Below are 23740 nucleotides of genomic sequence, written 5' to 3' on the forward strand. Positions count from 1 at the left end.
AGGGGCTGTGAGTCGCTGATCACCTTAGACCAGCGGCAGCCGCCCGCTTGCGTGCGAGGGCGTCGACTCCCGCCGCGAGCAGCAGCACAGACCCGGTGACCAGGTATTTCACGCTGGCCCCGTACCCCATCAGGCCCATCCCGTTCTCGATCACCGCCACCACGGCGCCGCCGAGCACGGCGTCGAGCACCCTGCCCTTGCCGCCGAACAGGCTGGTGCCGCCGATGACCGCCGCGCCGACCGCGTACAGCAGGACGGAGCTGCCGCCCGTGTTCGGGTCGACGGAGCTGGCCCTGGAGGCGGCCACGATGCCGCCGATCGCGGCCATCGAGGAGCAGATCACGAACGCGCTGATCTTGATCCGGTCGACCGGGATGCCGGCTCGCCTGGCCGCCTCGGTGTTGCCGCCGACCGCGTACAGGTGGCGTCCGAACCCGGTGCGGCGCAGCACCAGCGTCCACACGACCAGCAGCACCAGGATGATCGGCACCACGATCGGCACGCCGGTGAGCGAGACGAGCGCCGGGTTACGGCTGCGCTCCAGGTTGAGCGCGGCCACCGCGAGCCCGGCGAAGAGCGCCAGCATGCCGACGCGGAAGGCGATCAGCGACAGCGGGTCGGCGACCAGGCCGCGGCTCGCCCGCTTCCTGGCCCGCCTGAGCTGCACGCCGGCGAAGATCGCCACGCACGCCGCGTAGACGGCCCAGCCGAGCCAGGGCGGCAGGTTCTTGTTGGCGATGGCGACGATCACCTCGTCGCGGACGGAGATGTTCGTGCCCTCGTCCACCAGCACCAGGACCAGGCCCTGGAAGGCGAGGAACGCGGCCAGGGTGACCACGAACGACGGTATGCCGACCTTGGCGACCAGTGAGCCCAGCACCGTGCCGATGATCACGCCGGTGAGGATGGCCGCCGCCACGCAGACGTACCAGGGCAGACCCGCGCTGGCCAGGGTGACGGCGAGCACCGCCGCGCAGACGCCGCTGGCGAAGCCCGCGGACAGGTCGATCTCGCCGAGCAGCAGCACGAACACCAGGCCCATGGCGATGAGCGTGACGGCCGCGCCCTGCGTGAACAGGTTGGCGAAGTTGATCGCCGTGACGAAGGAGGGACGGGCGGCGGCGAAGACCGCGCAGAGCACGACCAGGCCGAGCACGGCCGGCAGCGCGCCCATGTCGCCGCCGCGCACCCGCTGGATGTAGGCGAGGAAGCTGTTCCTGATGGATGGGGCCTCCGCCGCCGTGACGATGGCCTCCCCGGGAAGTTCTTTGACCTTGTTCATGGGGTGACCCCGTTCTTGAGGCCCAGTTCGCCGCTGCGGCCGGAGGTGATCAGTTCGACGACCTGGGCGTGCGTGACGTCGGAGGTCTTGACCTGGGCGGCCATCCTGCCGAGGTAGAGCGCCGCGATGCGGTCGGAGACGGCGAACACGTCGTTCATGTTGTGCGAGATGAGCACGACGGCCAGGCCGGTGTCGGCCAGCCGGCGCACCAGCTCCAGCACCTGCGCGGTCTGGGCCACGCCCAGCGCCGCGGTCGGCTCGTCCAGGATGACGACCTTGCTGTTCCACAGCACGGCCTTGGCGATGGCCACGGTCTGCCGCTGGCCTCCCGAGAGGCTGGAGACCTGCTGCCTGATCGACTTCACCGTCCGTACGGACAGGCCGCTCAGGGTCTTCTCGGCCAGCTCCTCCATGCTGTCCTCGTCCAGCAGGATGCCGTTCTTGCGCTCCCTGCCGAGGAACATGTTCTGGACGATGTCGAGGTTGTCGCACAGGGCGAGGTCCTGGTAGACGATCTCGATGCCCAGCTCGCCCGCGTCGCGGGGACTGTGCACGTGGACCTCGGCGCCGTCGAAGAGCACCTGGCCCGAGTCGATCGGGTAGATCCCGCCGATGCACTTGACCAGGGTGGACTTGCCCGCGCCGTTGTCACCGACGAGCGCGGTGACCTGGCCGGGGTAGGCGGCGAACTCGACGTCGTGCAGGACCTTCACCGGACCGAAGCTCTTGTCGAGCCCGCGCACTTCAAGGAGGGGGTTCATGTGGCTCCCTAAACGGGGGTACGGCCGCGCTCGTGACGCGGGCCGTACCCCTGGGTGTTATTGAATGCCTGCCTCGGTGCACTTCTCGGCGAAGTCACCCTTGCAGAGTTCCTCCTTGGTGACGTAACCGTCGGCCACCACGTCCTTGACGTTGTCGAGGTAGATGGCCTGCGGCTCCATCAGCTCGGCGGGCACGTCCTGGTTCGTCTCCGGGTCCTTGACGCTGCCGCTGGCCGTGGGCTTCTCACCCTTGGCCAGGGACACGGCGAGCTTGGCCGCGGCGTCGGCCTCCTTCTTGACCGCCTTGTAGACGGTCATGCACTGGTCGCCGGCCAGGATGTTCTGCAGACCCTGGACGGTGGCGTCCTGACCCGTGACCGGGACCTTGCCGTTGAGGTTGTTCTTCCTCAGCACCGTGATGGCGGCGTTGCCGAGGCCGTCGTTGGCGGCCAGGACACCGGCGATCTTCGGCTGCTCGGTCAGCATCTGCTCGAAGATCGTGCCGGCCTGGGTGTTGTCCCAGTCGGGCACGGACTGGTCGGGGCCCTTGACGTAATCGCCGGAGTCGAACTTCGGCTTCAGCACCCCGTCGTAGCCCTCCTTGAACAGGGTGGCGTTGTTGTCCGTCGGCGACCCGTTCAGGTAGGCGACGATGGGCTTTTCGACCTTCTTGTCGGTCAGGCACTTGCTGAGGCCTTCGCCCTGGAGCGTGCCGACCTTCGTGTTGTCGAAGCTGACGTAGTAGGCGGCGCCGCCACCGAGCGTCAGACGGTCGTAGTCGATCGTGGGCACGCCCTGAGACTTGGCCTTCTCGATCACCGTCTTGCCGGTGCCGCTGTCCAGGTTCACGATCATCAGGACGGTCGCGCCGTTGGTGATCATCTGGTCGGCGATGGTCTGGAACGCGGTCTTGTCGTTCTGCGCGTTCTGGATGTCGTACGCGACACCCGCCGCCTTGAACGCCTCTTCGAGGTACTTACGGTCAGCCGTCTCCCACCGGGCCGAGGACTTGCTGTCCGGCAGGATGACACCGATCTTGCCGGCCGCGGCGGCCGAGGAGGCCGGGGCGGACGAGGTCGACGTAGTGGTCTGGCCGCCGTCGCCCCCGCAGGCGGTGAGACCTAGTGCGAGCGCGGCTGCCGCGGCGGTCATGCTGAGGATCCCCTTGCGCATGGTGCAGGGTCCTTTCTTCCGGAGGGGCCCGGATGAATGTTGTTTGCGGCAACGTATTCCGGGATCGAGCGCATGGGAAGGGGGTCGAGGCGGCTAGTTTGTTGTTTCCGGTAACAATCCAGAAACGTCACCTCAATCCACCCGACGCCTGCCGGCAACCGTCCGGGGTGTCCAGCGCCGGTGGCACCGGCGCCGGCGCACTCGCGGTCGGACGCGTTCGTGAGGGCGCGGATGAAGACTTGGGTCCGCGCTGGAAGGGCTGCGGCCGATCCGACCCGCGATCCCCTGCCGCCGGCTCGTGGGGTGCGCGGGCCGTCCGGAGCGAGTGCGACCCCGGCCTGTGGGGGCGTCGGCCCTCCGGAGCAAGTACGACCTCGGTCTGCGGGTGGGTCGGCCCTCCGGAGCGAGTGCGACGTCGGTCTGCCTACAATCGAACGTCAACCGACAGTCCTGCGAGGTCCCATGCCATCTTCCGGTCACGAGCGGGCACCCCGTCCTGCGGTGCGGCCGCTCACCGCCGATGATCTCCCCTGGCTGGAGACGCTGTTCGCCGAGAGGTGGGGCGGGAGCGTCTCCGTGAGCCGCGGTGTCGCCCACGACACGACGGCGCTGCCCGGGGTCATCGCGCTGCTCGACGAACAACGGGTCGGCGTCGCCACCTACCGGATCGACGGCCGGGAGTGCGAGCTCGTGACGCTCGACTCCGTACGTGACGGCGCGGGCGTGGGCACCGCTCTCGTCGACGCCGTGGCCGGGGCGGCACGCGCCGAGGGCGTCGAACGGCTGTGGCTGATCACCACCAACGACAACCTGCGGGCGCTGCGCTTCTACCAGCGGTACGGCTTCGACCTCGTCGCCGTGCACCGTGACGCGGTCGCCCGGTCTCGCGCGCTCAAGCCGTCGATTCCCGAGATCGGGCTGGACGGAATCCCCATCCGGCACGAGCTCGAACTCGAACTCCCGCTGCCGCCCTCCCCCGGAAGCGGCGGGTGAGTCCCGACGACCGGCGACCGGCGAACGCGAACCGCCGCCACCGACGGATGAGAACTGCCGCTACTGGCAGGCGTGAACAGCCGTCGCCAGCGGGCGTGAACTGCTGCGGCCGGCGGGTGCGAGCTGATCGGTGATGCCGATCACCCCGTGACGTGGGCACCGCCCTCGCCACCTTCGTCGGCGGAGCGTTCGCGGCGACGGCACGCGGTCGCGTGCCGTGTCAGGGGAGCCAGCCCTGGGTGAGGGCGTTCTGGGCGATGAGGGCCAGGGCGGAGGCTGCGGCCACCACCAGCACCGCCGTCCGTGCGCGGCCGCCGTCGAGGTAGCGGCGCAGGCGTCCCGAGACCAGGAAGCCGAGCACCATCGGCACGATCAGCGCCGCTCCCGTCAGCAGGGCGCGGGCGGGTAGTTCGTCCACGTACGCGAGGATGGCCAGCGACTGGGCGGCGCTCAGGAAGAAGAACATCGCCAGTGTCGCCCGGATCTGCGGACCCTTGGCGCTCTGATAGACGAGACCGATCGGCGGGCCGCCGATGCCCGTGGCGGTGCCGGTGACGCCGGAGACGAAGCCGGCCGAGGTGATCGTGAACCCATTGCGCGGCACGCTCAGCGCCCGCCCGGTCAGCGCCACGGCGAGCAGCACCATGACCGCCACGAAGAGGCTCCTGGCCTGCACGGTGAAGGTGACGACGATGGCGCCTCCGATCACGCTGCCCGGCAGCCGGCCAAGCGCCGCGAACACGACCCCGCGCCAGTCAACCTTCCGCCATTCGACGGCCAGGGTGAACAGCGGCAGGACCAGGTTGACCACCTGTGCGGCGCCGGGCATGAGGTCGGGGACCAGCATGGTCAGCACCGGGACGGCGACCAGCCCGAGCCCGAAGCCCACCCCGCCCTGCACGATCGCGCCCGCGAAAACCGCCAATCCTCCGACAACCAGGACCAACGCCGCATCACCACCCATGCGGCAGAGTCAATCATCACACCGACCGGCGTCTTCCACCGTGTCACCGTGCTCTCGGTGCTCTCGGTGCTCTCGGTGCTCTCGGTGCTCTCGGTGCTCTCGGTGCTCGGTGCTCGGTGCTCGGTGCTCTCGGTGTACGCCGCGCGTCCCAGGCTGAGGCCGCGTGTCCTAGACAGGATCGCGTCCCAGGCGGGGGCCGCGTATCCCCGGCCGGCCCGCGCGGGCGTTCTTTCGACGGTTGTGCGCCGCCTGGGCCGCTCGTGGGCGCGTCTGACGACCGTACCGGGCGCCGGGGTGCCGGGCGCCCCGCGCACGGCCGAGAGACGCCTGTACGACGCCCTACGCGACGAGAAAGCCGCCCCGCGGGGGTTACCCGCGGAGCGGCTCTCAGGTGTCGGGTGGTTCCCCCGATACGGGCGCGTGAGGATCACGCCCAACCCCCAGCACGCAGGCCAAGGGCTTCCGGCCCCCGCCCGGCTCATGACCGGGCAGGGGCGAGGAAGACTCAGGTCACTTGGCGAGCAGCGAGCGCAGGACGTACTGCATGATGCCGCCGTGCCGGTAGTAGTCGGCCTCGCCGGGGGTGTCGATGCGGACGACCGCGTCGAACTCGACGTCGCCCGCCTTGACGTGCACCGTGCGCGGGATGCCGCCCTGGTTGAGCTCCTCGACGCCGGTGATGTCGAACGTCTCCTCGCCCGTCAGCCCCAGCGACGCGGCCGAGCCGCCCTCGGGGAACTGCAGCGGGAGCACGCCCATGCCGATCAGGTTGGAGCGGTGGATGCGCTCGTAGGACTCGGCGATGACCGCGCGCACGCCGAGCAGCGCCGTGCCCTTGGCCGCCCAGTCGCGCGAGGAGCCGGAGCCGTATTCCTTGCCCGCCAGCACCACCAGCGGGGTGCCGGCCGCGGCGTAGTTGACGGAGGCGTCGTAGATGAACGACACCGGCGCGTCGGGCTGGGTGAAGTCGCGGGTGTAGCCGCCCTCGGTGCCGGGCGCGATCTGGTTGCGCAGGCGGATGTTGGCGAACGTGCCGCGGATCATCACCTCGTGGTTGCCGCGCCGCGAGCCGTAGGAGTTGAAGTCCTTGACCTCGACGCCGTTGGCGCGCAGGTAGTCGGCGGCGGGGGTGCCGGGCTTGATGGAGCCGGCCGGGGAGATGTGGTCGGTGGTGACCGAGTCGCCGACCTTGACCAGGACGCGGGCGCCGGAGATGTCGGACACCGGCTCCGGCTTCTCCGGCATGCCGTCGAAGTAGGGGGCCTTGCGCACGTAGGTCGAGTCGGGGTCCCACTCGAAGGTGTTGCCCGTCGGGATCGGCAGCGAGCGCCAGTGATCGTCGCCCTTGAACACGTCGGCGTAGTCGCGCTCGAACATGTCGCGGCCGATCGAGGAGTGGACCACCGAGGCGATCTCCTCGGGCGAGGGCCAGATGTCGCGCAGGTAGACGGGCTCGCCGTCGGCGCCGAGGCCGAGCGGCTCGGTGTCGAGGTCGAGGTCCATGGTGCCGGCCAGCGCGTACGCCACGACGAGCGGCGGCGAGGCCAGGTAGTTCATCTTGACGTCGGGGTTGATCCGGCCCTCGAAGTTGCGGTTGCCGGACAGGACGGCGGTGACCGCGAGGTCGTTGGCCTGGATGGCGTCGGAGATCTCCGGCAGCAGCGGGCCGGAGTTGCCGATGCAGGTGGTGCAGCCGTAGCCGACGAGGTTGAAGCCGATCTTGTCGAGGTACGGCTGGAGGCCGGAGCGCTCGAAGTAGCCGGTGACGACCTGCGAGCCGGGGGCGAGCGAGGTCTTGACCCACGGCTTGCGGGTGAGCCCCTTGCCGACGGCGTTGCGGGCGAGCAGGGCCGCGCCGAGCATGACGTAGGGGTTGGAGGTGTTGGTGCAGGAGGTGATCGCGGCGATGGAGACGATGCCGTGGTCGATCTCGAACGTGCTGCCGTCGGCCAGCGTGACCGGGACCGGCTTGTGCGGCCGGACGCCGTTGGCGGTGGCGTTGGAGGCGGGCGCGTCGGAGGCGGGGAAGCTCTCCTCGACGGCCTCGTCGACGCCGTCGCTCACGTAGTTCTGGACGTCGTGCCGCCAGGCCCGCTTGGCGTCGGACAGCGCGATGCGGTCCTGCGGGCGCTTGGGGCCGGCGATCGACGGGACGACGGTGGCCAGGTCGAGCTCGATGTACTCGGAGAACACCGGCTCGGGCGAGGACGGGTCGAGCCAGAGGCCCTGCTCCTTGGCGTAGGCCTCGACGAGGGCGATCTGCTCCTCGGAACGGCCGGTCAGGCGCAGGTAGTCGACGGTCTGGCCGTCGATCGGGAAGATCGCGCAGGTGGAGCCGAACTCGGGGCTCATGTTGCCGATCGTGGCCCGGTCGGCCAGCGGCACGGAGGAGACGCCCTCGCCGTAGAACTCGACGAACTTGCCGACCACGCCGTGCTTGCGCAGGATCTCGGTGATCGTCAGCACCAGGTCGGTGGCGGTGGCCCCGGCGGGCAGCTTGCCGCTGAGCTTGAAGCCGACCACGCGCGGGATGAGCATGGAGATCGGCTGGCCGAGCATCGCGGCCTCGGCCTCGATGCCGCCGACGCCCCAGCCGAGCACGCCGATGCCGTTTTCCATCGTGGTGTGCGAGTCGGTGCCGACGCAGGTGTCGGGGTAGGCCCTGGTGACGCCGTCGGCGTCGCGGGTCATGACCACGCGGGCCAGGTGCTCGATGTTGACCTGGTGCACGATGCCGGTGCCGGGCGGGACGACCTTGAACTCGTCGAAGGCCGTCTGGCCCCAGCGCAGGAACTGGTAGCGCTCGCGGTTGCGCTCGTATTCGCGCTCGACGTTGCGCTGGAAGGCGTCGGGGTGGCCGAAGTAGTCGACGATGACCGAGTGGTCGATGACCATCTCGGCCGGCGCCAGCGGGTTGATCCGGGCGGCGTCGCCGCCGAGGTCGCGCACGGCCTCGCGCATGGTGGCCAGGTCGACCACGCAGGGCACGCCGGTGAAGTCCTGCATGATGACGCGGCCGGGCGTGAACTGGATCTCCACGCTGGGCGCCGCCTTGGGGTCCCAGCCGCCCAGCGCACGGATGTGGTCGGCCGTGACGTTGGCGCCGTCCTCGGTGCGGAGAAGGTTTTCCAGCAGGATCTTCAGGCTGTACGGGAGGCGTGCGGCGCCTTCTACGGCATTCAGCCGGAAGATCTCGTATGCCGCGTCGCCGACGCGTAGCGTGTCACGGCTGCCGAAGCTGTTCGCGGACACGGTGATTCGCCTCCTCCATCAGACATGTGTTCAACAGAATCCTGCCGCACTCCCTGACCGAGCAGTACGTTAGGTAAACCTAACTCGCAGGTGGCGGCGGATCTCTCGACGTCAAGATATCTCTAGAGTATCTCGACATCAAGTTAAACGGGTGCCAGCCGCCAGAAGAGCAGCCCGATGATCGCCACGGACAGGATCGGGGCCAGGATCTTCTGCTCGAACGTCCGGCCCGTCTTGATGCCGATCTTCCACGGCAGCACGAACTTGGCCCCGAGCGGCCAGAGCACCGGGCAGCCCCGCTCGGTCATGCAGTCGCCGACGACGTGGATGAGGCAGCCGACCCCCACCGCCAGCCCCAGCCAGGCGTAACCCACGTCGAGAGAGCGGAAGACGGCGTAGAGCCCGGCGGTCATGCCGACGTTGACCATGGCGGACCCCATCTTGTTGCCCGGGATCCCCACGCCGACCGCGCGCAGGGCCAGGCCGATGAGCAGCACGACCATGATGTCGCGGCCTAAGGGATAGGCGTCGGCCAGGAAGTGCGCGCCGACCCCGATCGCCACCGCGAAGAGCAGCGAGTGGGTGGCCCCGCGATGGCCGCCGGACAGCCAGGCCACGGCCTTGCTGAGCGCCCATGTCACGGGCCCGAACGTCTGCGCGATCGTCGCGCTCGGGTGGTCGAGGTCGGGCAGCATCGCGGCGCCCGCGCAGATGATCGCCCCGGCGATCAGCTCGGCGGGACTGAGCGCGGTGGCCATGATCCCGGTTTCGATGAATCGTGACGACTCGTTGACCAATGGCAGAGCGGCGAGAGGCGGAGCCAGCCCCAGCCAGGCGATGGCCCCGGTCATCGCGTGAGAGTGCCCCATCATGATCGGGACTGTACGGCAAAGAACCGCTTGACGCGCCGCGGCGGGCCGGAACGCTCCACGGCCGACAGGGGAATGTCGCGCAAACGCAGACGAGGTCGTCTCCGCGGCGACAGCACCCCCCAGCCCTGCCGACGCGGAACGACCTCGTCTGCTCTACACAACGAGCGCCTCCCCAATCCTGTTCCCGGATTCCGCAACTTTTTCGTGATCTGGCTCACGTCCGCACCTCGCTTGCGAACGACATAGTATCGATATATCTTTGACGCATCGAGAACAGATCGCGATATAGGAGGAAGTAATGGTGCACAACATGGCAGCAGGGTCACCTTGGCCCGGCGCACATGACTACAAGCGCGCGGCCCGCGAGGCGTTCCGGGCCATGGCCGACGCCTTCGAGCAGGTCGGCGGCCACCACCACGGCGGCCCCCACGAGCGGCGCCAGCGCGGCAGGAGAGGCGGGCCCGGCCCGTTCGACTTCGGGCGCGGAGGTCCGTTCGGGCCAGAAGGCCCGTTCGGTCCTGGCGGCGGCCCGTGGGGCGGCGGCCACCGAGGCTGGGGCGGCAGGAGCCGTAAGGCCAAGCGGGGCGACGTGCGCGCCGCGATCCTGGCCCTGCTCTCCGAGCAGCCGCGCAACGGCTACCAGATCATCCAGGAGATCGCCGAGCGCAGCGAGGGCGGCTGGAAGCCCAGCCCCGGCGCCGTCTACCCGGCGCTGCAGCAGCTCACGGACGAGGGCCTGGTCGTCTCGGAGGAGAACGAGGGCCGCAAGACCTTCCGTCTGACCGACGAGGGCCGTAACTACATCGAGGCACACGCCGACGAAGTCCGCGCTCCCTGGGACGAGATGCGTCCGGACATCGACGACAACACCGCTGATCTCTGGCATATCGCCCGACAGTCGGCATTCGCCATGATGCAGGTTCTTCAGACCGGAAACGACGCACAAATCCGCGAAGCGCGTAAGACTCTGGTGGAGACCCGGCGCAAGCTCTACCAGATCCTGGCCGACGGCGACCCGGGCGAGGAGTGAGCGACCGCTCGGGAGGACGAGGAGCCCAGGCATGGACAGCAGCGAACTCCGCATCGGCGACGCCGAGCGCGAGCAGACCATGGCCGCTCTGCGCGAGAACTTCGCGCAGGGCCGCCTGACCCACGAGGAGCTCGACGAGCGCCTCGACCGGACGCTGGCCGCCAAGACGGCCCGCGACCTGGCCCAGGTGACGGCCGACCTGCCGGGTCAGCAGCCCGCCTACCGCGAGCAGGCCTCACCGTACGCGCCGCCGGCCGACCCGTACGGCATGGGCGACTGGCGGGCGGCGATGCACGCCCACCGCAACCAGATGCGGGCCGTGCACCACGACCACCGCGAGATGCACCGCGCCGCCCGGCAGGCCTGGCGCGACGGGATGCGCATGCGTGGCCCGATGCGGGGGCCCATGAGAAGAGGGCACGGACCCCATCCCCTGGTGCCCGTGCTGTTCGTCCTCATGGTCCTCGGGCTGATCTTCGGCGGCTTCGGGGTGTTCAAGGCACTGCTGGTGGTGTGGCTGGGGGCACTGCTGTTCTCCCTGGTGCGCCGCCGTTTCCACCACCGCGGCTGACGGCCGCGCCCCGGTCGTTTTGGGCCTTGACCCGGTCAGAGGCTCACCTGATGATCTGGGCGGGTCTTCGACGCTAAGGGGAAATCCGCATGACCGAGCAGGGCACTCCGGTCCGCCAGACGAATCCGTTCGCCGCCGTCGCCGACGCCGACGGCCTCGTCCTGGATGTGCCGGAGTACCAGGCCCGGTTCGAACACGACCACGCGGCCTGCACGGAGCCGATGTGGAAGCTGGAGCGCGCGCAGGTCTTCTACGAGCCCGACGTGGCGAGCTGGCGGGCGATGATGGACGGCGACTGGGGGCGGTCGCTGGCGCTGATCGAGCGGGTGGCCGGGCCGCTGGCCGACTACTTCAGACACCGCCAGCCGGTCAGGCGGGTACGGGTGGTCGAGTTACCCATCACCGCCTACCTGCAGTGGGAGATGCACATCCTGGCGTTACGGGCCCGCGCGGGCTCCCCCTGCCGGACGGTGCCGGCCGAGCGCGTCGCCGCCCTCGAACCCCTGCCCGAGTTGGTGATCTTCTCTCCGTCCCTCATGTACGAGGTCCTCTACGACCAGCACGGCGGAGGCAGGGGCGGCCGGCGGATCACCGACACGGAGGTCGTCGGCCCCTGTCTGCGGGCGGTGCGGGCGCTGTTCGACGAGGGCGAGGAGGTGGGCGCCTTCCACGAGCGCGAGGTCGTGCCGCTCCCGCCGCCGATGATCACCGACGAGATGCGGGCCGCGCTGCCCGCCTACGCGCACCGAACCGAGGAGTTCAGGGTCTGACCGCACGACGCCGATGAGGGGGCGCTCCCGCCAGGAGCGCCCCCTCATCGGCGTTGACACGATTCGGTCAAGGTCGCATCCGTTGACCCAGATGTTGCAGTGTGACATTGTACTGCTTCAAGACAGCTTGTCACCTGCGGAAACATACGCACCATGAGATAGAGGTGCCTGTGAAATCACTGTCCATCCCCCGCCGGAGGCCGGCCATCGCCGCCGCCGCCGCGCTTCTGAGCCTCGCTCTCGCGGGCTGCAACTCCGACGTCTCCCAGGTCTACTCCTCCAGCGCCCCGCCCAGCGGCAAGACGGGCCCGGTGCGCATCGCCCTGCTCGCCTCCTCCAGCCAGAACGGCTTCAACAAGGCCGTCTACGACGGCGCCGTGGCCAGGGCCAAGGAGTACGGCGACGTCGAGGTCACCATCTTCGACGGCAAGTTCGACAGCCAGACCCAGTTCAACCAGGTCCAGAACGTCGCCAGTCAGGGCACCTACGACGGCATCGTGCTGGTGCCCAACGACAACGTGGGCATCGCGGCGGCGATCCCGGCCGCGGCCCAGGCCAAGATCCCGGTCGCCACCACGCTCTTCCCCGTCGGCCCCAAGCTGACCGAGCTGAAGCCGCAGGTCGAGGGCATCGTCTCCACCGTCGCGGCGAACACGGAGGAGAACTCCAAGAAGCTCGCAGAAGGCGTGGTGAAGTACTGCGAGGGCAAGGACCCGTGCCGGGTCGCGATCCTCATCGGCCAGCTCCAGTTCCCGTTCGACAACCTGCGCAACAAGGCCTACCGGTCGGTCCTGGACGGGCACGCCAACATCAAGGTCGTGGCCACGGGCCAGGGCAACTACGACCGCGACACCTCGCTCAAGGCCATGCAGAACATCCTCCAGGCCAACCCCAAACTCGACGTGCTGCTGTCCAACGCCGACCAGCAGACCATCGGCGCCCAGGTCGCGCTGGAGAGCGCCGGCGTCGACCTGACCAAGATGTACGTGACGGGCGGCGGCGGCAACCAGGAGGCCATCAAGCAGGTCCGCGCCGGCAAATGGGCGGCCGACCAGGTCGACTTCCCCAACAGCATGGGCAAGGCCGCGCTTGAACAGGTGGTGAACGCGGTGCGCGGCAAACCGGTCACGCCGGTCATCGACGCCAACACGCTGGGCCCCGTACCGGTGATCGTCACCAAGGAGATCCTGGGCGAGCACCCCGACTTCCAGGGCGAGTGGGCCGATTGATGCAGGGCGCGACTCCGGCGGTCACCGTACGCGACCTGTCCGTCCGCTTCGGCTCCACGCAGGCGCTCGACTCGGTGTCGCTGTCCCTCGCCGAGGGCGAGGTGCACGGCCTGGTCGGCGAGAACGGCGCCGGCAAGTCCACGCTCGGCAAGGTCATCGGCGGGCTCTACCAGCCGGACTCCGGCGACCTTGAGGTGTTCGGCCGCCCGGTGCACCGCTGGGACACCAGGCGGGCGCAGGACGCCGGGGTGGTGATCATCGCCCAGGAGCTGTGCCTGGTCCCGGCCCTGACCGTGGCGGAGAACGTGTTCCTCGGCCGGGAGAGCCACACGTTCGGCGTCCTGCACGCGGACCTGCGCGCCCGCTACCGGAACCTGGAGGAGCTCTGCGGCTTCGGGCTCCCGCCCGACGCGCCGGTCGGGACGCTGCCGATCGCCGATCAGCAGAAGGTCGAGATCATGCGGGCCCTGGCCCGCGAGGCGCGCGTCATCGTGATGGACGAGCCGACGTCGTCGCTGACCGCCGACGAGAGCGAGCGCCTGCACGAGATCATGCGCTGGCTGCGCGAGCGCGGCACGACAGTCGTCTACGTCACCCACTTCCTGGACGACGTGCTCGGCAACTGCGACCGCGTCACGGTCATGCGGGACGGCCGGGTGATCAGGACGGCCCAGGCCGCGCAGGAGACCAAGGCGGGCCTGGTCGAGGCCATGCTCGGCGAGCCCGTCGACATGCTGCTGCCCGACCTGCCCGAAGCGCCGCCGCCGGAGACGGAGCCGGTGGCCGAGATGCGCGACGTGCGCGGCGCCGCCGTCAGGGGCGTGTCCCTGCGGGTCCGCCCCGGCGAGATCGTCGGGCTGGCCGGGCTGGTCGGCAGCGGGCGGACGGAGATCGCCCGGGCGCTCTTCGGCTGCGACCGGATCGAGTCGGGGCAGATGCTGTTCCGCGGCGAGCCGGTCACGGACGCCTCGCCCCGGGCGTCGATCGCCCGCGGCATGGCCATGATCCCCGAGGACCGCCGCGCCCAGGGCCTGGTGCTGCCGCGCCCGGTCCTGGAGAACGTCACCCTGCCGCACCTGGGCCGCTTCACCCGCGCCGGGGTGCTGTCACGCCGGACCGAGCGCGCCGCGGTGCGCGAGCTGGTCGAACGCCTCGGCGTACGCCCGGCCGCGCTCGACGGCGACATCTCGGTCTACTCCGGCGGCAACCAGCAGAAGGTGCTGTTCGCCAAATGGCTGCTCGGCCGCCCGGAGTTCCTCATCCTCGACGAGCCCACCAGAGGCGTGGACGTGGGCGCCAAGTCCCGCATCTACCAGCTCATCGTGGAGATCGCCGCGGCCGGCACCGGCATCCTGCTCATCTCCTCCGAACTGGAGGAGGTGGTCGGCCTCAGCCACCGGGTGCACCTCGTCCGCGGCGGCGCGGTCGTCGGCGAGGTGTCGGGGCCGGGCACGTCCGTGGACGAGATCCTGCAGCGCCTCTTCGAGGTCGAGCAGCCCCAGCCCGAGCAGCCGCCCGCCAACGAAACGGAAACCGGAGGAAGGCCATGACCGCCACCGCATCGGCGCGAGCGGGATCCGGCGTCAACGTGCCGGCCCTGGTCCGCCACTACGCCGTCCTGATCATGCTCGTGGCGCTGTTCGTGGTGCTGAGCGTCTCGACGTCGTCGTTCCTCACGCTCACGAACCTGCTGAACATCCTCAACCAGAACGCCCCGCTGGCGATCATCGCGGTGGCCGGGACGCTGGTCGTCATCTGCGGCGGCTTCGACCTGTCGACCGGGGCGATCTTCAGCGTCGCGAACGTGGTGGCCGCCTGGGTGGCGCTGCACCTGAACAGCCCCGTGCTCGGCCTGATCGCCGCGCCGCTGGCCGGCGCCGCGCTGGGCCTGGTGAACGGGGTGGCGATCACCCGGCTGCGGATCCACTCGTTCCTGGCGACGCTGGCCTCCAGCCTCGTGTACGCCGGGCTGGCGGTGCTGATCACCGGCGGGTTCCTGATCAGCGTCCAGGCCACCGGGTTCACCGCGCTCGGGCGCGGCGGGATCGGCCCGGTCTACTACGCGATCGTCATCCTGGCGCTCTTCGCCCTGCTGTCCGGATTTTTGCTGAACCGCACGGCTTTCGGGAGGTACGTCCTGTCCGTCGGCGGCAACGCCGAGGCCGCCGAGCTGTCCGGCATCCGGGTGAACCGGATCAAGCTCTACACGTTCCTCTACAGCGGCCTGGCCGCCGGCATCGCGGCCGCCATCGGGGTGTCGCGGATCGGCACCGGGCAGCCGCAGGCGGGCGACGGCATGCAGCTGCTGGCCATCGCGGCGGTCATCCTCGGCGGCACCAGCATCTACGGCGGCGTCGGCGCGATCTGGCGCTCGGTCTGCGGCGTGTACCTGCTGGCGCTGATCGACAACGGGTTCGACATCCTCAACGCGAACCCGTTCTTCAAGGACCTGACGACCGGTGTGGTCATCCTGGCCGCGGTCGCACTCAGCGTGGCGAGCAAACGCCGATGATCGAGCTGTCGGTCCTGGTGCTGCCCGACCGCGATCCCGCCGCCTTCGTCGCCGACGTACGGGCCGCGGAGGCGCTGGGCGTGCGCACCGTGTGGACCTACGACCATCTGACCTGGACCCCGCTGAAGGACCGGCCCTGGCACGCGGCCGTGCCGATGCTGGCGGCGGCGGCCGTGTCCACCTCCCGGGTACGCCTGGGCACGCAGGTGGCCACGCCCAACTACCGCCATCCGGTCACGTTCGCCAAGGAGATCATGACGCTCGACCACCTGAGCGGCGGCCGGCTGGAGATCGGCGTCGGGGCCGGCGCGGAGGGCGCGGACGCCGCCGTGCTCGGCGACCCGCCGCGCTCGCTCGCGGAGCGGGCCGAGCGCTTCGCGGAATGGCTCGACCTGCTCGACCACCTGCTCACCCACGACGTCAGCACCGTCCACGGCCCGCGCTACAGCGCCGTCGAGGCCCGCCAGATCCCCGGCTGCCTCCAGCGCCCGCGCGTGCCCCTGACCGTGGCCGCGACCGGGCCCCGCGCGATGGCGCTGGCCGCCAGGCACGGCCAGGCCTGGGTGACCTACGGCGCCTACCGCCGGCGGGACGAGGGCTTCCACGAGCTCACCCTGCACTGGCCGCGACCGGACGACGCGAGGGGGATGCCGTCCGGCGCGCTGGACCTCGTCGCGGCCACGCACCAATCATCCAGAAGGCCATCGAGGAAGGCGGAACGATGAGCAGGCTTGCGATCGACGTCGGCGGCACCTTCACCGACGTGGTGGAGCTGAACCCCGACACGGGCGCGCTCAGCTTCGGCAAGGTCCCCACCACGCCGGACGCGCCGGCCCGCGGCGTCATGGACGCCTTCGGCCTGGCCGAGTCCGGCACGCCGGCCATCACGATGTTCACGCACGGCACCACGCTGGGACTGAACGCGCTGCTCACCAGGACGGGAGCGCGCACCGCCGTCATCGGGACGAAGGGGTTCCGTGACGTCTACCTGCTCGGGCGCACCGACCGCAGGACGAACTACGACATCACCTACCGCAAGCCGCCCGCACTGCTGGACCGGTACGACACCTTCGAGGTGCGCGAGCGGTGCCGGTTCGACGGGAGCGTGCACACACCGTTCGACGACGAGGACGCCCGCCGGGTGGCCGCCGTCGTCGCCGAGCGCGGGTACGGCTCGGTCGCGGTGGCGTTCCTGCACTCCTACGCCAACCCTGAGCACGAGCTGCGCATGCGCGAGGTGCTGGCCGAGGTCGCGCCCGACGTGGCGGTCACGCTGTCGCACGAGCTGTCCAGGGAGTACCGCGAGTACGAACGGACCAGCACCGCCGTGCTGGACGCGTACGTCAAGCCGATCGTGCACCGCTACCTGCGCGAGCTGGAGGGTGAGCTGGAAGGCGGCGGCTTTCGCGGCCGGTTCCTGATGACCCGCTCCGGCGGCGGCGCGATGACCGCGCAGGCGGCCCGCGAGCAGCCGGTGAGCCTCATCCTGTCCGGCCCGGCGGGCGGCGTGATCGGCGCGGCGGCGCTGTCGAGACTGCTGGACGAGCCCAACCTGATCACCATCGACATGGGCGGCACCAGCCTCGACGCCTCGCTGATCCTCGACCACGAACCCGTCCTCTACCAGGGCGCGGAGTTCGAGGGGCTGCCGATCAACACCCCGTCGCTCTACATCCACACCATCGGCGCCGGCGGCGGCTCCATCGCCTGGCTGGACGAGGCGGACGCGCTGCAGGTCGGCCCGCAGAGCGCGGGCGCGGCGCCGGGACCGGCCTCGTACGGCAGGGGCGGCACCGCGCCCACGTTCACCGACGCCGCCCTCGTGCTGGGCCACCTCGGCTCGGACAGCCCGCTCGGCGGCAAGCTCGCCCTGGACCGCGAGCTGGCCGACAAGGCGCTGCAGCCCATCGCCACCCGGCTCGGCCTGGCCACCGAGGCGCTGGCCCGCGGCGTCGTGCAGATCTCCACCATGAAGATCATGGGCGCCGTCCGCGCGATCACGGTGGAGCTCGGGCGCGACCCGAAGGACTTCGCGCTGCTGTCCTTCGGCGGCGGAGGCGGCCTGGTGGCCGTCGAGGTCGCCAGGGAGCTGGGCATCTCGACCGTGATCGTGCCGCCGGGGCAGGGCGCGTTCTCCGCGTTCGGCATGTTGCTGGCCGACGTGCAGCACGACTTCGCCCGCACCGCCGTCACGCCGCTGGCCGCGCTCGACGCGACCGCCGCCGATGCCGTCTACCGGGAGATGGAGGCGGCGGCGGTCGAGCAGCTGGAGTCGGAGGGCTTCGGGCCGGACAGGCGCGCGCTGGTGCGCACGCTCGACGTGCGCTACCAGGGGCAGGAGCACTCGGTCACGGTCGCCTTCCCCAACGATCCGGCCACGTTCGCCGCCGCCGTGGAGTCCGCCTTCGCCGAGCTGCACGAGCGGCAGTACGGCCACACGATGGACGACCCGGTCGAGGTCACGACCCTGCGGCTGCGCGCCACCGGCACGGTCGACAAGCCCGAGCTGCCTACCGTGGCGGAACGCGCCTCCGGCGAGCCGCGGCCGGCCGGGACCCGCCGGGTCTACCTCTCACCGGACGAGCCGGCCGTCGAATACCGCGTCTACACGCGCGAGGAACTGCTGGCGGGCGACCGCGTCGCCGGGCCCGCCGTGATCACCGAGCACACGGCCACGTCCGTCATCCACGCCGGCGACAGCCTGAGCGTCGGCCGCTACGGCGAACTGGTCATTTCCGTCAGCGACCGGACCGGGGGACAACAGTGAGCGAAACGATCAGCACCGACTCCATCACCACTGAGATCATCCGGCACGGCCTGCTCGCCGCCGCCGACGAGATGGCCCGCAACCTGTGCCGCACCGCCTACAACACGGTGGTGTACGAGATCCACGACTACGGCATCGGCATCCACGACGCCCAGGGTGACGTGGTGGCTGACGCGCCGGGCATCGCGGTGTTCACCCGCGGCAACGACCACGGCATCAAGCGGGCGGTCGAGTTCCTCGGCCACGACGCGCTGGAGCCCGGCGACGTCTTCATCCTCAACTATCCGTACTGGGCCTCGGCCCACACCCTGGACCCGCTGGTCTTCGCGCCCATCCACCACGAGGACGAGCTGATCGGGTTCGCCTCCTGCCGCATCCACGTGCTGGACCTGAAGCAGAAGGACCCCGGGTACGTCCTGGACTCCACCGACATGTACCAGGAGGGCCTGTTCTTCCCGTGCTCGAAGCTCTACCGGCGCGGGGTGCAGAACGACGACGTGTTCAACATCGTCCGGTTCAACAGCCGGATGCCCGAGCGCACCATCGGCGACATCCAGGCGCAGGTCTCCGCGTGCGTGACCGGCGTGCGCCGCACCCAGCAGATCGCCGCCAAGTACGGCGCCGGCGTGCTGAGCGCCGCCATGGACGCGATCAACGACCACGGTGAGCGGCTGGCCCGGCTGGCCCTGGCCAAGCTGCCGAAGGGCACCTGGACGGCGCACGACTTCGTGGACAGCGACGGCGTGGACACCGACCGCCTGATCAAGATGAACGTCACCGTGACCATCGGCGACGACGAGATGGTGATCGACTGGACCGGCAGCGAGCGCGACGTCAAGGGCCCGATCAACCTGCCCGTCGGCCAGACCGAGGCGTTCTGCAGCCTCGTCTTCAAGGCGCTGACCACGCCGGACACCCCGGTCGTGGCGGGCAACTTCCGGCCGCTGCGGGTGGTCACCGAGCCAGGGTCGGTGATGCACGCCGTGCCGCCGATGCCGACGTTCACGCTGTGGACCGGGCTGCTCGGCGGCGAGGTCGTGCTGAAGGCGCTGGCCCAGGGCATGCCGGACCGCGTGCCCGCCTGCTCGGGCGGCGACGTGTGCTCGATGATGGGGCTCGGCGTCAACCCGCGCACCGGCGAGGCGTGGCTGGAGGCCACCAACGAGGCCGTCGGGTTCGGCGGGCACGCGGGGGGCGACGGCGAGGACGGCATCATGCACCTGTCGGAGCCCGGCTGCCGCAACAACCCGGTGGAGGTGCTGGAGACCAAGTCGCCGATGTTCATCGAGTCGTACGGCTACCGTCCCGACAGCGGCGGACCCGGCCGGCACCGGGGTGGCGTCGGCGTCGGCCGTACGTACCGGTTCACCGCCCCCTCGACCGGCATCTGCCTGGTCTACAAGACCAGGACCAGGCCGTGGGCCATCGGCGACGGGATGCCCGGCGAGAGCAACCACGTCATCCTCAACCCCGGCACCGGCCGCGAGGTGGTGCAGGGCGGCAGCTACAACCGGCTGGAGGCGGACGAGGTGCTGGTCAACAACACCGGCGGCGGGGGCGGGTACGGGGACCCGTTCGAGCGCGAGCCGGGCCGGGTGGCCGCGGACGTCCGCAACGGGTTCGTCAGCGTGACGGCGGCGGCCCGCGACTACGGCGTGGCGGTGGACCCGGTCACGTTCGAGGTGGACGCGGAGGCCACCGGACGGCTGCGCGCCGGCCGCTGAGGGCACGCGGGCGCGAAAGGCGGGCCGGCCGCAGGGCATGCGCCCAAGGCGGGCCGGTCGCCGGGAGCATCCCGGCGACCGGCCTCCTCAGCAGGTGTCCAGCCGGGCGCAGGCCACGAAGTGGCCCGGATCGGCCTCGGCCAGGCCACCCGCGCCGCCGCCCCGCTCGTGGTAGAGGCAGGTCTCCACGGGCACGGCGTCGTCCCAGGTCTCGTGCAGGCGCGGCACCGCCGACAGCAGCTCGCGCGTGTACGGGTGCAGCGGGTCGCCGAAGACGCGCTCGGTCGGCCCCATCTCCACCACGCTCCCCCGCCGCAGCACCACCGTGCGCTCGGCGAGGTAGTTGCCGAGTGACAGGTCGTGCGTGATGTAGAGCACGCTCAGCCCCCTGATCTTCAGCTCGGCGAGCAGGTTGAGCACGTCGATCCGGGTGGAGGCGTCGAGCATGCTGGTGATCTCGTCGGCGACCAGCAGCTTGATGTCCAGCAGCAGCGCGCGGGCGATGAGCAGCCGCTGGAGCTGGCCGCCGCTGAGCTGGTGCGGATACTTGCCGAGCACCTGCCCGGGGTTGAGCCGCACGTCGCGCAGCGACTCCTCGACCTTGGCCGCCCACTCGGGCCCGGAGACGGACGAGTAGTACGCCTCCTTGATCATGGTGAACACCCGGTCGGCCTTGAAGACGGGGTTGAAGGAGCTGAACGGGTCCTGGAAGATGCCCTGGACCCGCCGGTAGTACTCCTTGCCCGCGCGCACCGGCAGCCCGTCGAAGGTGATGGAGCCGCTGGTGACCGGGTTGAGGCCGAGGATCATCCGGCCGATGGTGCTCTTGCCGCTGCCGCTCTCGCCGATCAGGGAGACGACCTCGCCGGGGACGACCTCGAAGCTCACCCCCTGCACGGCCGCGACGCTCTTGCCGCCGAAGGCGCCGATCCGGAATTCCTTGGTGACGTCGTCGAGTCTCAGCATCAGGCCTTCCAGCAGGCTACGTGGTGGTCGGGGGCGAGCTCGGCCACCGGCGGCTCCTGCGCGCACTCCTCGCCCGCGATCGGGCAGCGGTCGCGGAACCGGCAGCCCGTGGGCGGGTCGAGCAGCGACGGCGGGCTGCCGGCGATGCCTTCGAGCCTGCGCTCGGCGTAGCGGACGCCGACCTCGGGCAGGGAGTCGAGCAGCAGCCGCGTGTACGGGTGCCGCGGCGCCTTGACGATCACGTCGGCCGGGGCCTTCTCGGCGAGTTTGCCCGCGTACATGACCATGATCGTGTCGGCGATGTGGTGGGTGAGCGCGATGTCGTGGGTGACGAAGATCATGCTCTTGACGTAGCCGCTGTCGCGGAAGCCGAGCAGGGCGCGGGCCACGGCCTTCTGCGTGGAGACGTCGAGCGCGGAGGTGACCTCGTCGGCGATCAGCAGGGACGGGTCGAGCAGGGTGGAGATGACCATCACCATGCGCTGCTTCATGCCGCCCGACAGCTCGATCGGGTAGCGGTCGAGCACCTCGCGGCGCAGCCCGACCTGGTCCATCCGGCGCTCCAGCTCGGCCGTGTCCAGGGTGGTGCCGCGCGATCTGAGCAGTTCGGTGACCATTCTGCGGATCTTGCGGGTGGGGTTGAGCGCGCTCATGGCGTACTGCGGGATGAGGGAGACCTCGCGGAAGCGGAAGTCGTTCATCCGGCGGTCGTCGTCGATCGGCAGCTCGTGGCCGTCGAGCGTGACCGTGCCGCCGACGCGGCGCATGCGCCCGTCCATCCGGATGAGCGACTTGCCCAGCGTGCTCTTGCCGCAGCCGGACTCGCCGACCAGGCCGAGTATCTCGCCGTCGCCGAGTTCGAAGGTCATGCCGTCGAGGGCGCGCACATCCCCCTTGAGCGTCCTGTAGTACACCCTCAGCTCGCTGACCTGCAGACTCATGTCTCCCTCAGTTTCGGGTTGAAGACCTCGTCGAGCCCGACGTTGGCCACGTACAGGGCGCCCACGATGGCGGTGATGGCCGCTCCCGGCGGCACGAACCACCACCACATGCCGAGCTGGAGCGCGCTCCACTGGTTGGCGTTCTGCAACATCAGGCCGAGCGAGACCCCCTCGGTGGGGCCGAGGCCGATGAAGTCCAGCGAGGAGGCGATGAGCACGGATCCGCCGAACAGCAGGATGAACGTCATGAACAGGTAGGAGCTCATGTTCGGCGCGATCTCCCTGGCGATGATCTTGCCGGTGCCCGATCCGCTCATCCTGGCCAGGTCCACGAACTCGCGCGTACGCAGCGAGAACGTCTGCGCCCTGATCGCCCGCGCCGCCCACGGCCACTGCGTCAGCCCGATGAACAGGCCCTGCACGGCCACGCTGCGGATGCCCAGGTAGGCGTTGATGATCAGCAGCACGGCCAGCGTCGGGATGACCAGGATGACGTTGGTCAGCATGTTGAGCACCTCGTCCACGATCCCGCCGCGGTAGCCGGCCACGAAACCGACGAACATGCCGATGACCGCCGCGATGCCGCCGCCGATCACGCCCACCACGAACGTGCTGCGCAGCCCGTGCACGAACTGCAGGAACACGTCCTGACCGAACGTGGTGGTGCCGAACCAGTGCTCGCCCGACGGCGGGCTCATGGGCCGGGTGCCGTAGTCGTTGGGCACCCCCGCGAACAGCAGCGGGCCGAACAGGCCGAGCAGGAGCAGCACGAGCACGATCCCGAACCCGGCCAGCAGTTTGCCGTTGCGCACCGCGAAGTAGAGCGCCTCGCGGCGCACGCCCGCCGGCTCGCGCGGGGCGACTTCCTGGATCGTCGTCATGCCTGGGCACCCGCCATTCCCGCCCTGGTACGCGGATCGACCACGACGTAGACGATGTCGATGATGAAGTTGGCGATCAGCACGCCGAGCACGATGAACAGGAACGTGCCCTGCAGCAGGAAGAAGTCCTTGTTCTGGATGGCCTTGAGAATCAGGCTGCCGAGCCCCGGATAGGCGAAGACGATCTCGGTGACCAGCGCCCCGGCCACCAGCACGCCCAGTTGGAGTGCCAGCCCGGTGATCTGGGGCAGGACGGCGTTGCGGAAGGCGTACCTGCGGATGAGCCTGGTGGGCGCGCCGAGCGCGGACAGGTAGCTGGAGTAGTCCGACTCCAGCTCATAGATGATCATGTTCCGCATGCCGATCGCCCAGCCGCCCAGCGCCACCAGGAACAGCGACAGGAACGGCAGCGTCCAGTGGTGCAGCAGGTCGAGCACGAAGGTCCACGACCAGTTGGGCCGCATCGAGAAGCTGTAGCCGCCGGCCACCGGGAACCAGCCGAGCAGCACGCCGAACCCCCAGGCCAGCAGCACGGCCAGCCACATGTACGGCATCGCCGTCAGCACGTAGCCGACCGGCAGGACGGTGTTGTCGAGCAGCTTGCGGCGGGCGGCGTAGGCGCCGAACTGGTTGCCCACCACCCAGCTCAGCAGCACCGAGGGGACGATCAGCGCCAGCGTGTACGGCACCGCCTGGGTGATCACGTCGGCGACCGGCGTCGGGAAGAGCCAGATGCTGATCCCGAAGTCGCCCTGCGCCAGCGCGCCCCAGAAGTTGACGTACTGCTGCCACAGCGGCTGGTCCAGGCCGAACAGGTTGCTGTAGTAGGCCCGCATGGCCTCGACGGCCTGGGCGTTGGTGACGTTGGCCCGCGCGACCATGCTGGCGATCGGGTCGCCCGGCATGAAGCGCGGGATCATCCAGTTGACCGTGACGGCGACGAAGAAGGTCAGCCCATAAATGAGGAGTTTTCTACCGAAATAACGACGCACGTGTTTTGTCTCCGGGAGGGGCCCTCCGCCCCGGATCCCAGTGGCGGGTCTCGGGGCGGA

General features: G+C 69.9%; 20 protein-coding genes. 10 read left to right on the forward strand and 10 right to left on the reverse strand.

Annotated features, from left to right (window positions below):
• Nucleotides 1–19: 19 nt before the first annotated feature.
• The 3 genes from AB0C28_RS11670 to AB0C28_RS11680 are packed head-to-tail and all read right to left on the reverse strand — an operon-like array spanning nucleotide 20 to nucleotide 3216.
• Nucleotides 20–1282, reverse strand: a complete 1263-nt coding sequence (locus AB0C28_RS11670; RefSeq protein ID WP_357844223.1) for an ABC transporter permease — start codon at nucleotides 1280–1282, stop codon at nucleotides 20–22.
• Complete coding sequence (locus AB0C28_RS11675; protein WP_357844221.1) at nucleotides 1279–2043, reverse strand: ATP-binding cassette domain-containing protein; 765 nt, start codon at nucleotides 2041–2043, stop codon at nucleotides 1279–1281. Before AB0C28_RS11675 ends, AB0C28_RS11670 begins: the two co-directional genes overlap by 4 nt.
• A 57-nt stretch (nucleotides 2044–2100) precedes the next feature.
• On the reverse strand, nucleotides 2101–3216 hold the full coding sequence (locus AB0C28_RS11680; protein ID WP_357844218.1) for a substrate-binding domain-containing protein: 1116 nt from the start codon (nucleotides 3214–3216) through the stop codon (nucleotides 2101–2103).
• A gap of 462 nt (nucleotides 3217–3678) precedes the next feature.
• Here AB0C28_RS11680 and AB0C28_RS11685 point away from each other — a divergent pair, with 462 nt between their 5' ends.
• Complete coding sequence (locus AB0C28_RS11685; RefSeq protein WP_358073865.1) at nucleotides 3679–4209, forward strand: GNAT family N-acetyltransferase; 531 nt, start codon at nucleotides 3679–3681, stop codon at nucleotides 4207–4209.
• A 220-nt stretch (nucleotides 4210–4429) separates the two neighbouring features.
• On the opposite strand, the gene AB0C28_RS11690 is transcribed toward AB0C28_RS11685, so the two are convergent.
• The 3 genes from AB0C28_RS11690 to AB0C28_RS11700 all read right to left on the reverse strand — a co-directional run bounded on the left by AB0C28_RS11690 (nucleotide 4430) and on the right by AB0C28_RS11700 (nucleotide 9297).
• Nucleotides 4430–5134 (reverse strand): sulfite exporter TauE/SafE family protein, encoded by a 705-nt coding sequence (locus tag AB0C28_RS11690; protein ID WP_357844212.1) that lies wholly within the window; start codon nucleotides 5132–5134, stop codon nucleotides 4430–4432.
• A 549-nt stretch (nucleotides 5135–5683) separates the two neighbouring features.
• A complete protein-coding gene (gene acnA, locus AB0C28_RS11695; RefSeq protein WP_357844209.1) occupies nucleotides 5684–8425 on the reverse strand; it encodes an aconitate hydratase AcnA in 2742 nt (913 codons plus the stop codon).
• A 143-nt stretch (nucleotides 8426–8568) separates the two neighbouring features.
• The gene (locus tag AB0C28_RS11700; protein WP_358073868.1) at nucleotides 8569–9297 is read right to left on the reverse strand and encodes a metal-dependent hydrolase; all 729 of its coding nucleotides are present in this window, start codon (nucleotides 9295–9297) and stop codon (nucleotides 8569–8571) included.
• 310 nt (nucleotides 9298–9607) lie between these two features.
• On the opposite strand from AB0C28_RS11700, the gene AB0C28_RS11705 reads away from it, so the two are divergent.
• The 9 genes from AB0C28_RS11705 to AB0C28_RS11745 all read left to right on the forward strand — a co-directional run bounded on the left by AB0C28_RS11705 (nucleotide 9608) and on the right by AB0C28_RS11745 (nucleotide 19900).
• Nucleotides 9608–10327, forward strand: coding sequence for a PadR family transcriptional regulator (locus AB0C28_RS11705; RefSeq protein ID WP_358073871.1), 720 nt, complete (start codon nucleotides 9608–9610; stop codon nucleotides 10325–10327).
• A 31-nt stretch (nucleotides 10328–10358) separates the two neighbouring features.
• Entirely contained in the window at nucleotides 10359–10898 is a 540-nt protein-coding gene (locus tag AB0C28_RS11710) for a DUF1707 domain-containing protein (RefSeq protein WP_357844200.1), read from the forward strand.
• A gap of 89 nt (nucleotides 10899–10987) precedes the next feature.
• Nucleotides 10988–11668 (forward strand): DUF6879 family protein, encoded by a 681-nt coding sequence (locus tag AB0C28_RS11715; protein ID WP_357844197.1) that lies wholly within the window; start codon nucleotides 10988–10990, stop codon nucleotides 11666–11668.
• 170 nt (nucleotides 11669–11838) lie between these two features.
• Nucleotides 11839–12897: a sugar ABC transporter substrate-binding protein gene (locus AB0C28_RS11720; protein ID WP_357844194.1), complete on the forward strand. Its 1059-nt coding sequence runs from the start codon at nucleotides 11839–11841 to the stop codon at nucleotides 12895–12897.
• On the forward strand, nucleotides 12897–14447 hold the full coding sequence (locus AB0C28_RS11725; protein WP_358073874.1) for a sugar ABC transporter ATP-binding protein: 1551 nt from the start codon (nucleotides 12897–12899) through the stop codon (nucleotides 14445–14447). Before AB0C28_RS11720 ends, AB0C28_RS11725 begins: the two co-directional genes overlap by 1 nt.
• Nucleotides 14444–15409, forward strand: a complete 966-nt coding sequence (locus AB0C28_RS11730) for an ABC transporter permease (RefSeq protein WP_106234126.1) — start codon at nucleotides 14444–14446, stop codon at nucleotides 15407–15409. Before AB0C28_RS11725 ends, AB0C28_RS11730 begins: the two co-directional genes overlap by 4 nt.
• Nucleotides 15406–16134 carry an LLM class flavin-dependent oxidoreductase gene (locus AB0C28_RS11735; RefSeq protein WP_358073877.1) on the forward strand — a complete coding sequence of 243 codons (729 nt, stop codon included), beginning with the start codon at nucleotides 15406–15408 and terminating at the stop codon, nucleotides 16132–16134. The genes AB0C28_RS11730 and AB0C28_RS11735 overlap by 4 nt, the downstream gene beginning before the upstream one ends.
• The gene (locus tag AB0C28_RS11740) at nucleotides 16131–18176 is read left to right on the forward strand and encodes a hydantoinase/oxoprolinase family protein (protein ID WP_357844186.1); all 2046 of its coding nucleotides are present in this window, start codon (nucleotides 16131–16133) and stop codon (nucleotides 18174–18176) included. The genes AB0C28_RS11735 and AB0C28_RS11740 overlap by 4 nt, the downstream gene beginning before the upstream one ends.
• Nucleotides 18173–19900 (forward strand): hydantoinase B/oxoprolinase family protein, encoded by a 1728-nt coding sequence (locus AB0C28_RS11745; RefSeq protein WP_358073879.1) that lies wholly within the window; start codon nucleotides 18173–18175, stop codon nucleotides 19898–19900. Before AB0C28_RS11740 ends, AB0C28_RS11745 begins: the two co-directional genes overlap by 4 nt.
• A gap of 87 nt (nucleotides 19901–19987) precedes the next feature.
• Here AB0C28_RS11745 and AB0C28_RS11750 read toward each other — a convergent pair whose 3' ends face one another.
• The 4 genes from AB0C28_RS11750 to AB0C28_RS11765 are packed head-to-tail and all read right to left on the reverse strand — an operon-like array spanning nucleotide 19988 to nucleotide 23680.
• Nucleotides 19988–20866 carry an ATP-binding cassette domain-containing protein gene (locus AB0C28_RS11750; protein ID WP_357844180.1) on the reverse strand — a complete coding sequence of 293 codons (879 nt, stop codon included), beginning with the start codon at nucleotides 20864–20866 and terminating at the stop codon, nucleotides 19988–19990.
• Nucleotides 20866–21807: an ABC transporter ATP-binding protein gene (locus AB0C28_RS11755; protein ID WP_358073882.1), complete on the reverse strand. Its 942-nt coding sequence runs from the start codon at nucleotides 21805–21807 to the stop codon at nucleotides 20866–20868. The genes AB0C28_RS11750 and AB0C28_RS11755 overlap by 1 nt, the downstream gene beginning before the upstream one ends.
• Complete coding sequence (locus AB0C28_RS11760) at nucleotides 21804–22688, reverse strand: ABC transporter permease (protein WP_358073884.1); 885 nt, start codon at nucleotides 22686–22688, stop codon at nucleotides 21804–21806. The genes AB0C28_RS11755 and AB0C28_RS11760 overlap by 4 nt, the downstream gene beginning before the upstream one ends.
• Nucleotides 22685–23680, reverse strand: a complete 996-nt coding sequence (locus AB0C28_RS11765; protein ID WP_357844171.1) for an ABC transporter permease — start codon at nucleotides 23678–23680, stop codon at nucleotides 22685–22687. Before AB0C28_RS11765 ends, AB0C28_RS11760 begins: the two co-directional genes overlap by 4 nt.
• Nucleotides 23681–23740: the final 60 nt, after the last annotated feature.

Origin of the sequence: Nonomuraea sp. NPDC048892, assembly GCF_040649735.1 — a bacterium.
Lineage (GTDB): Bacteria > Actinomycetota > Actinomycetes > Streptosporangiales > Streptosporangiaceae > Nonomuraea > Nonomuraea maheshkhaliensis.

What these genes read in the sequence shown, in the direction of transcription:
- AB0C28_RS11670 (WP_357844223.1), bottom strand. Translation starts at nt 1,282, where the DNA reads ATGAACAAGGTCAAAGAACTTCCCGGGGAGGCCATCGTCACGGCGGCG.
- AB0C28_RS11675 (WP_357844221.1), bottom strand. Translation starts at nt 2,043, where the DNA reads ATGAACCCCCTCCTTGAAGTGCGCGGGCTCGACAAGAGCTTCGGTCCG.
- AB0C28_RS11680 (WP_357844218.1), bottom strand. Translation starts at nt 3,216, where the DNA reads ATGCGCAAGGGGATCCTCAGCATGACCGCCGCGGCAGCCGCGCTCGCA.
- AB0C28_RS11685 (WP_358073865.1), top strand. Translation starts at nt 3,679, where the DNA reads ATGCCATCTTCCGGTCACGAGCGGGCACCCCGTCCTGCGGTGCGGCCG.
- AB0C28_RS11700 (WP_358073868.1), bottom strand. Translation starts at nt 9,297, where the DNA reads ATGATGGGGCACTCTCACGCGATGACCGGGGCCATCGCCTGGCTGGGG.
- AB0C28_RS11705 (WP_358073871.1), top strand. Translation starts at nt 9,608, where the DNA reads ATGGCAGCAGGGTCACCTTGGCCCGGCGCACATGACTACAAGCGCGCG.
- AB0C28_RS11710 (WP_357844200.1), top strand. Translation starts at nt 10,359, where the DNA reads ATGGACAGCAGCGAACTCCGCATCGGCGACGCCGAGCGCGAGCAGACC.
- AB0C28_RS11715 (WP_357844197.1), top strand. Translation starts at nt 10,988, where the DNA reads ATGACCGAGCAGGGCACTCCGGTCCGCCAGACGAATCCGTTCGCCGCC.
- AB0C28_RS11725 (WP_358073874.1), top strand. Translation starts at nt 12,897, where the DNA reads ATGCAGGGCGCGACTCCGGCGGTCACCGTACGCGACCTGTCCGTCCGC.
- AB0C28_RS11730 (WP_106234126.1), top strand. Translation starts at nt 14,444, where the DNA reads ATGACCGCCACCGCATCGGCGCGAGCGGGATCCGGCGTCAACGTGCCG.
- AB0C28_RS11735 (WP_358073877.1), top strand. Translation starts at nt 15,406, where the DNA reads ATGATCGAGCTGTCGGTCCTGGTGCTGCCCGACCGCGATCCCGCCGCC.
- AB0C28_RS11740 (WP_357844186.1), top strand. Translation starts at nt 16,131, where the DNA reads ATGAGCAGGCTTGCGATCGACGTCGGCGGCACCTTCACCGACGTGGTG.
- AB0C28_RS11750 (WP_357844180.1), bottom strand. Translation starts at nt 20,866, where the DNA reads ATGCTGAGACTCGACGACGTCACCAAGGAATTCCGGATCGGCGCCTTC.
- AB0C28_RS11755 (WP_358073882.1), bottom strand. Translation starts at nt 21,807, where the DNA reads ATGAGTCTGCAGGTCAGCGAGCTGAGGGTGTACTACAGGACGCTCAAG.
- AB0C28_RS11760 (WP_358073884.1), bottom strand. Translation starts at nt 22,688, where the DNA reads ATGACGACGATCCAGGAAGTCGCCCCGCGCGAGCCGGCGGGCGTGCGC.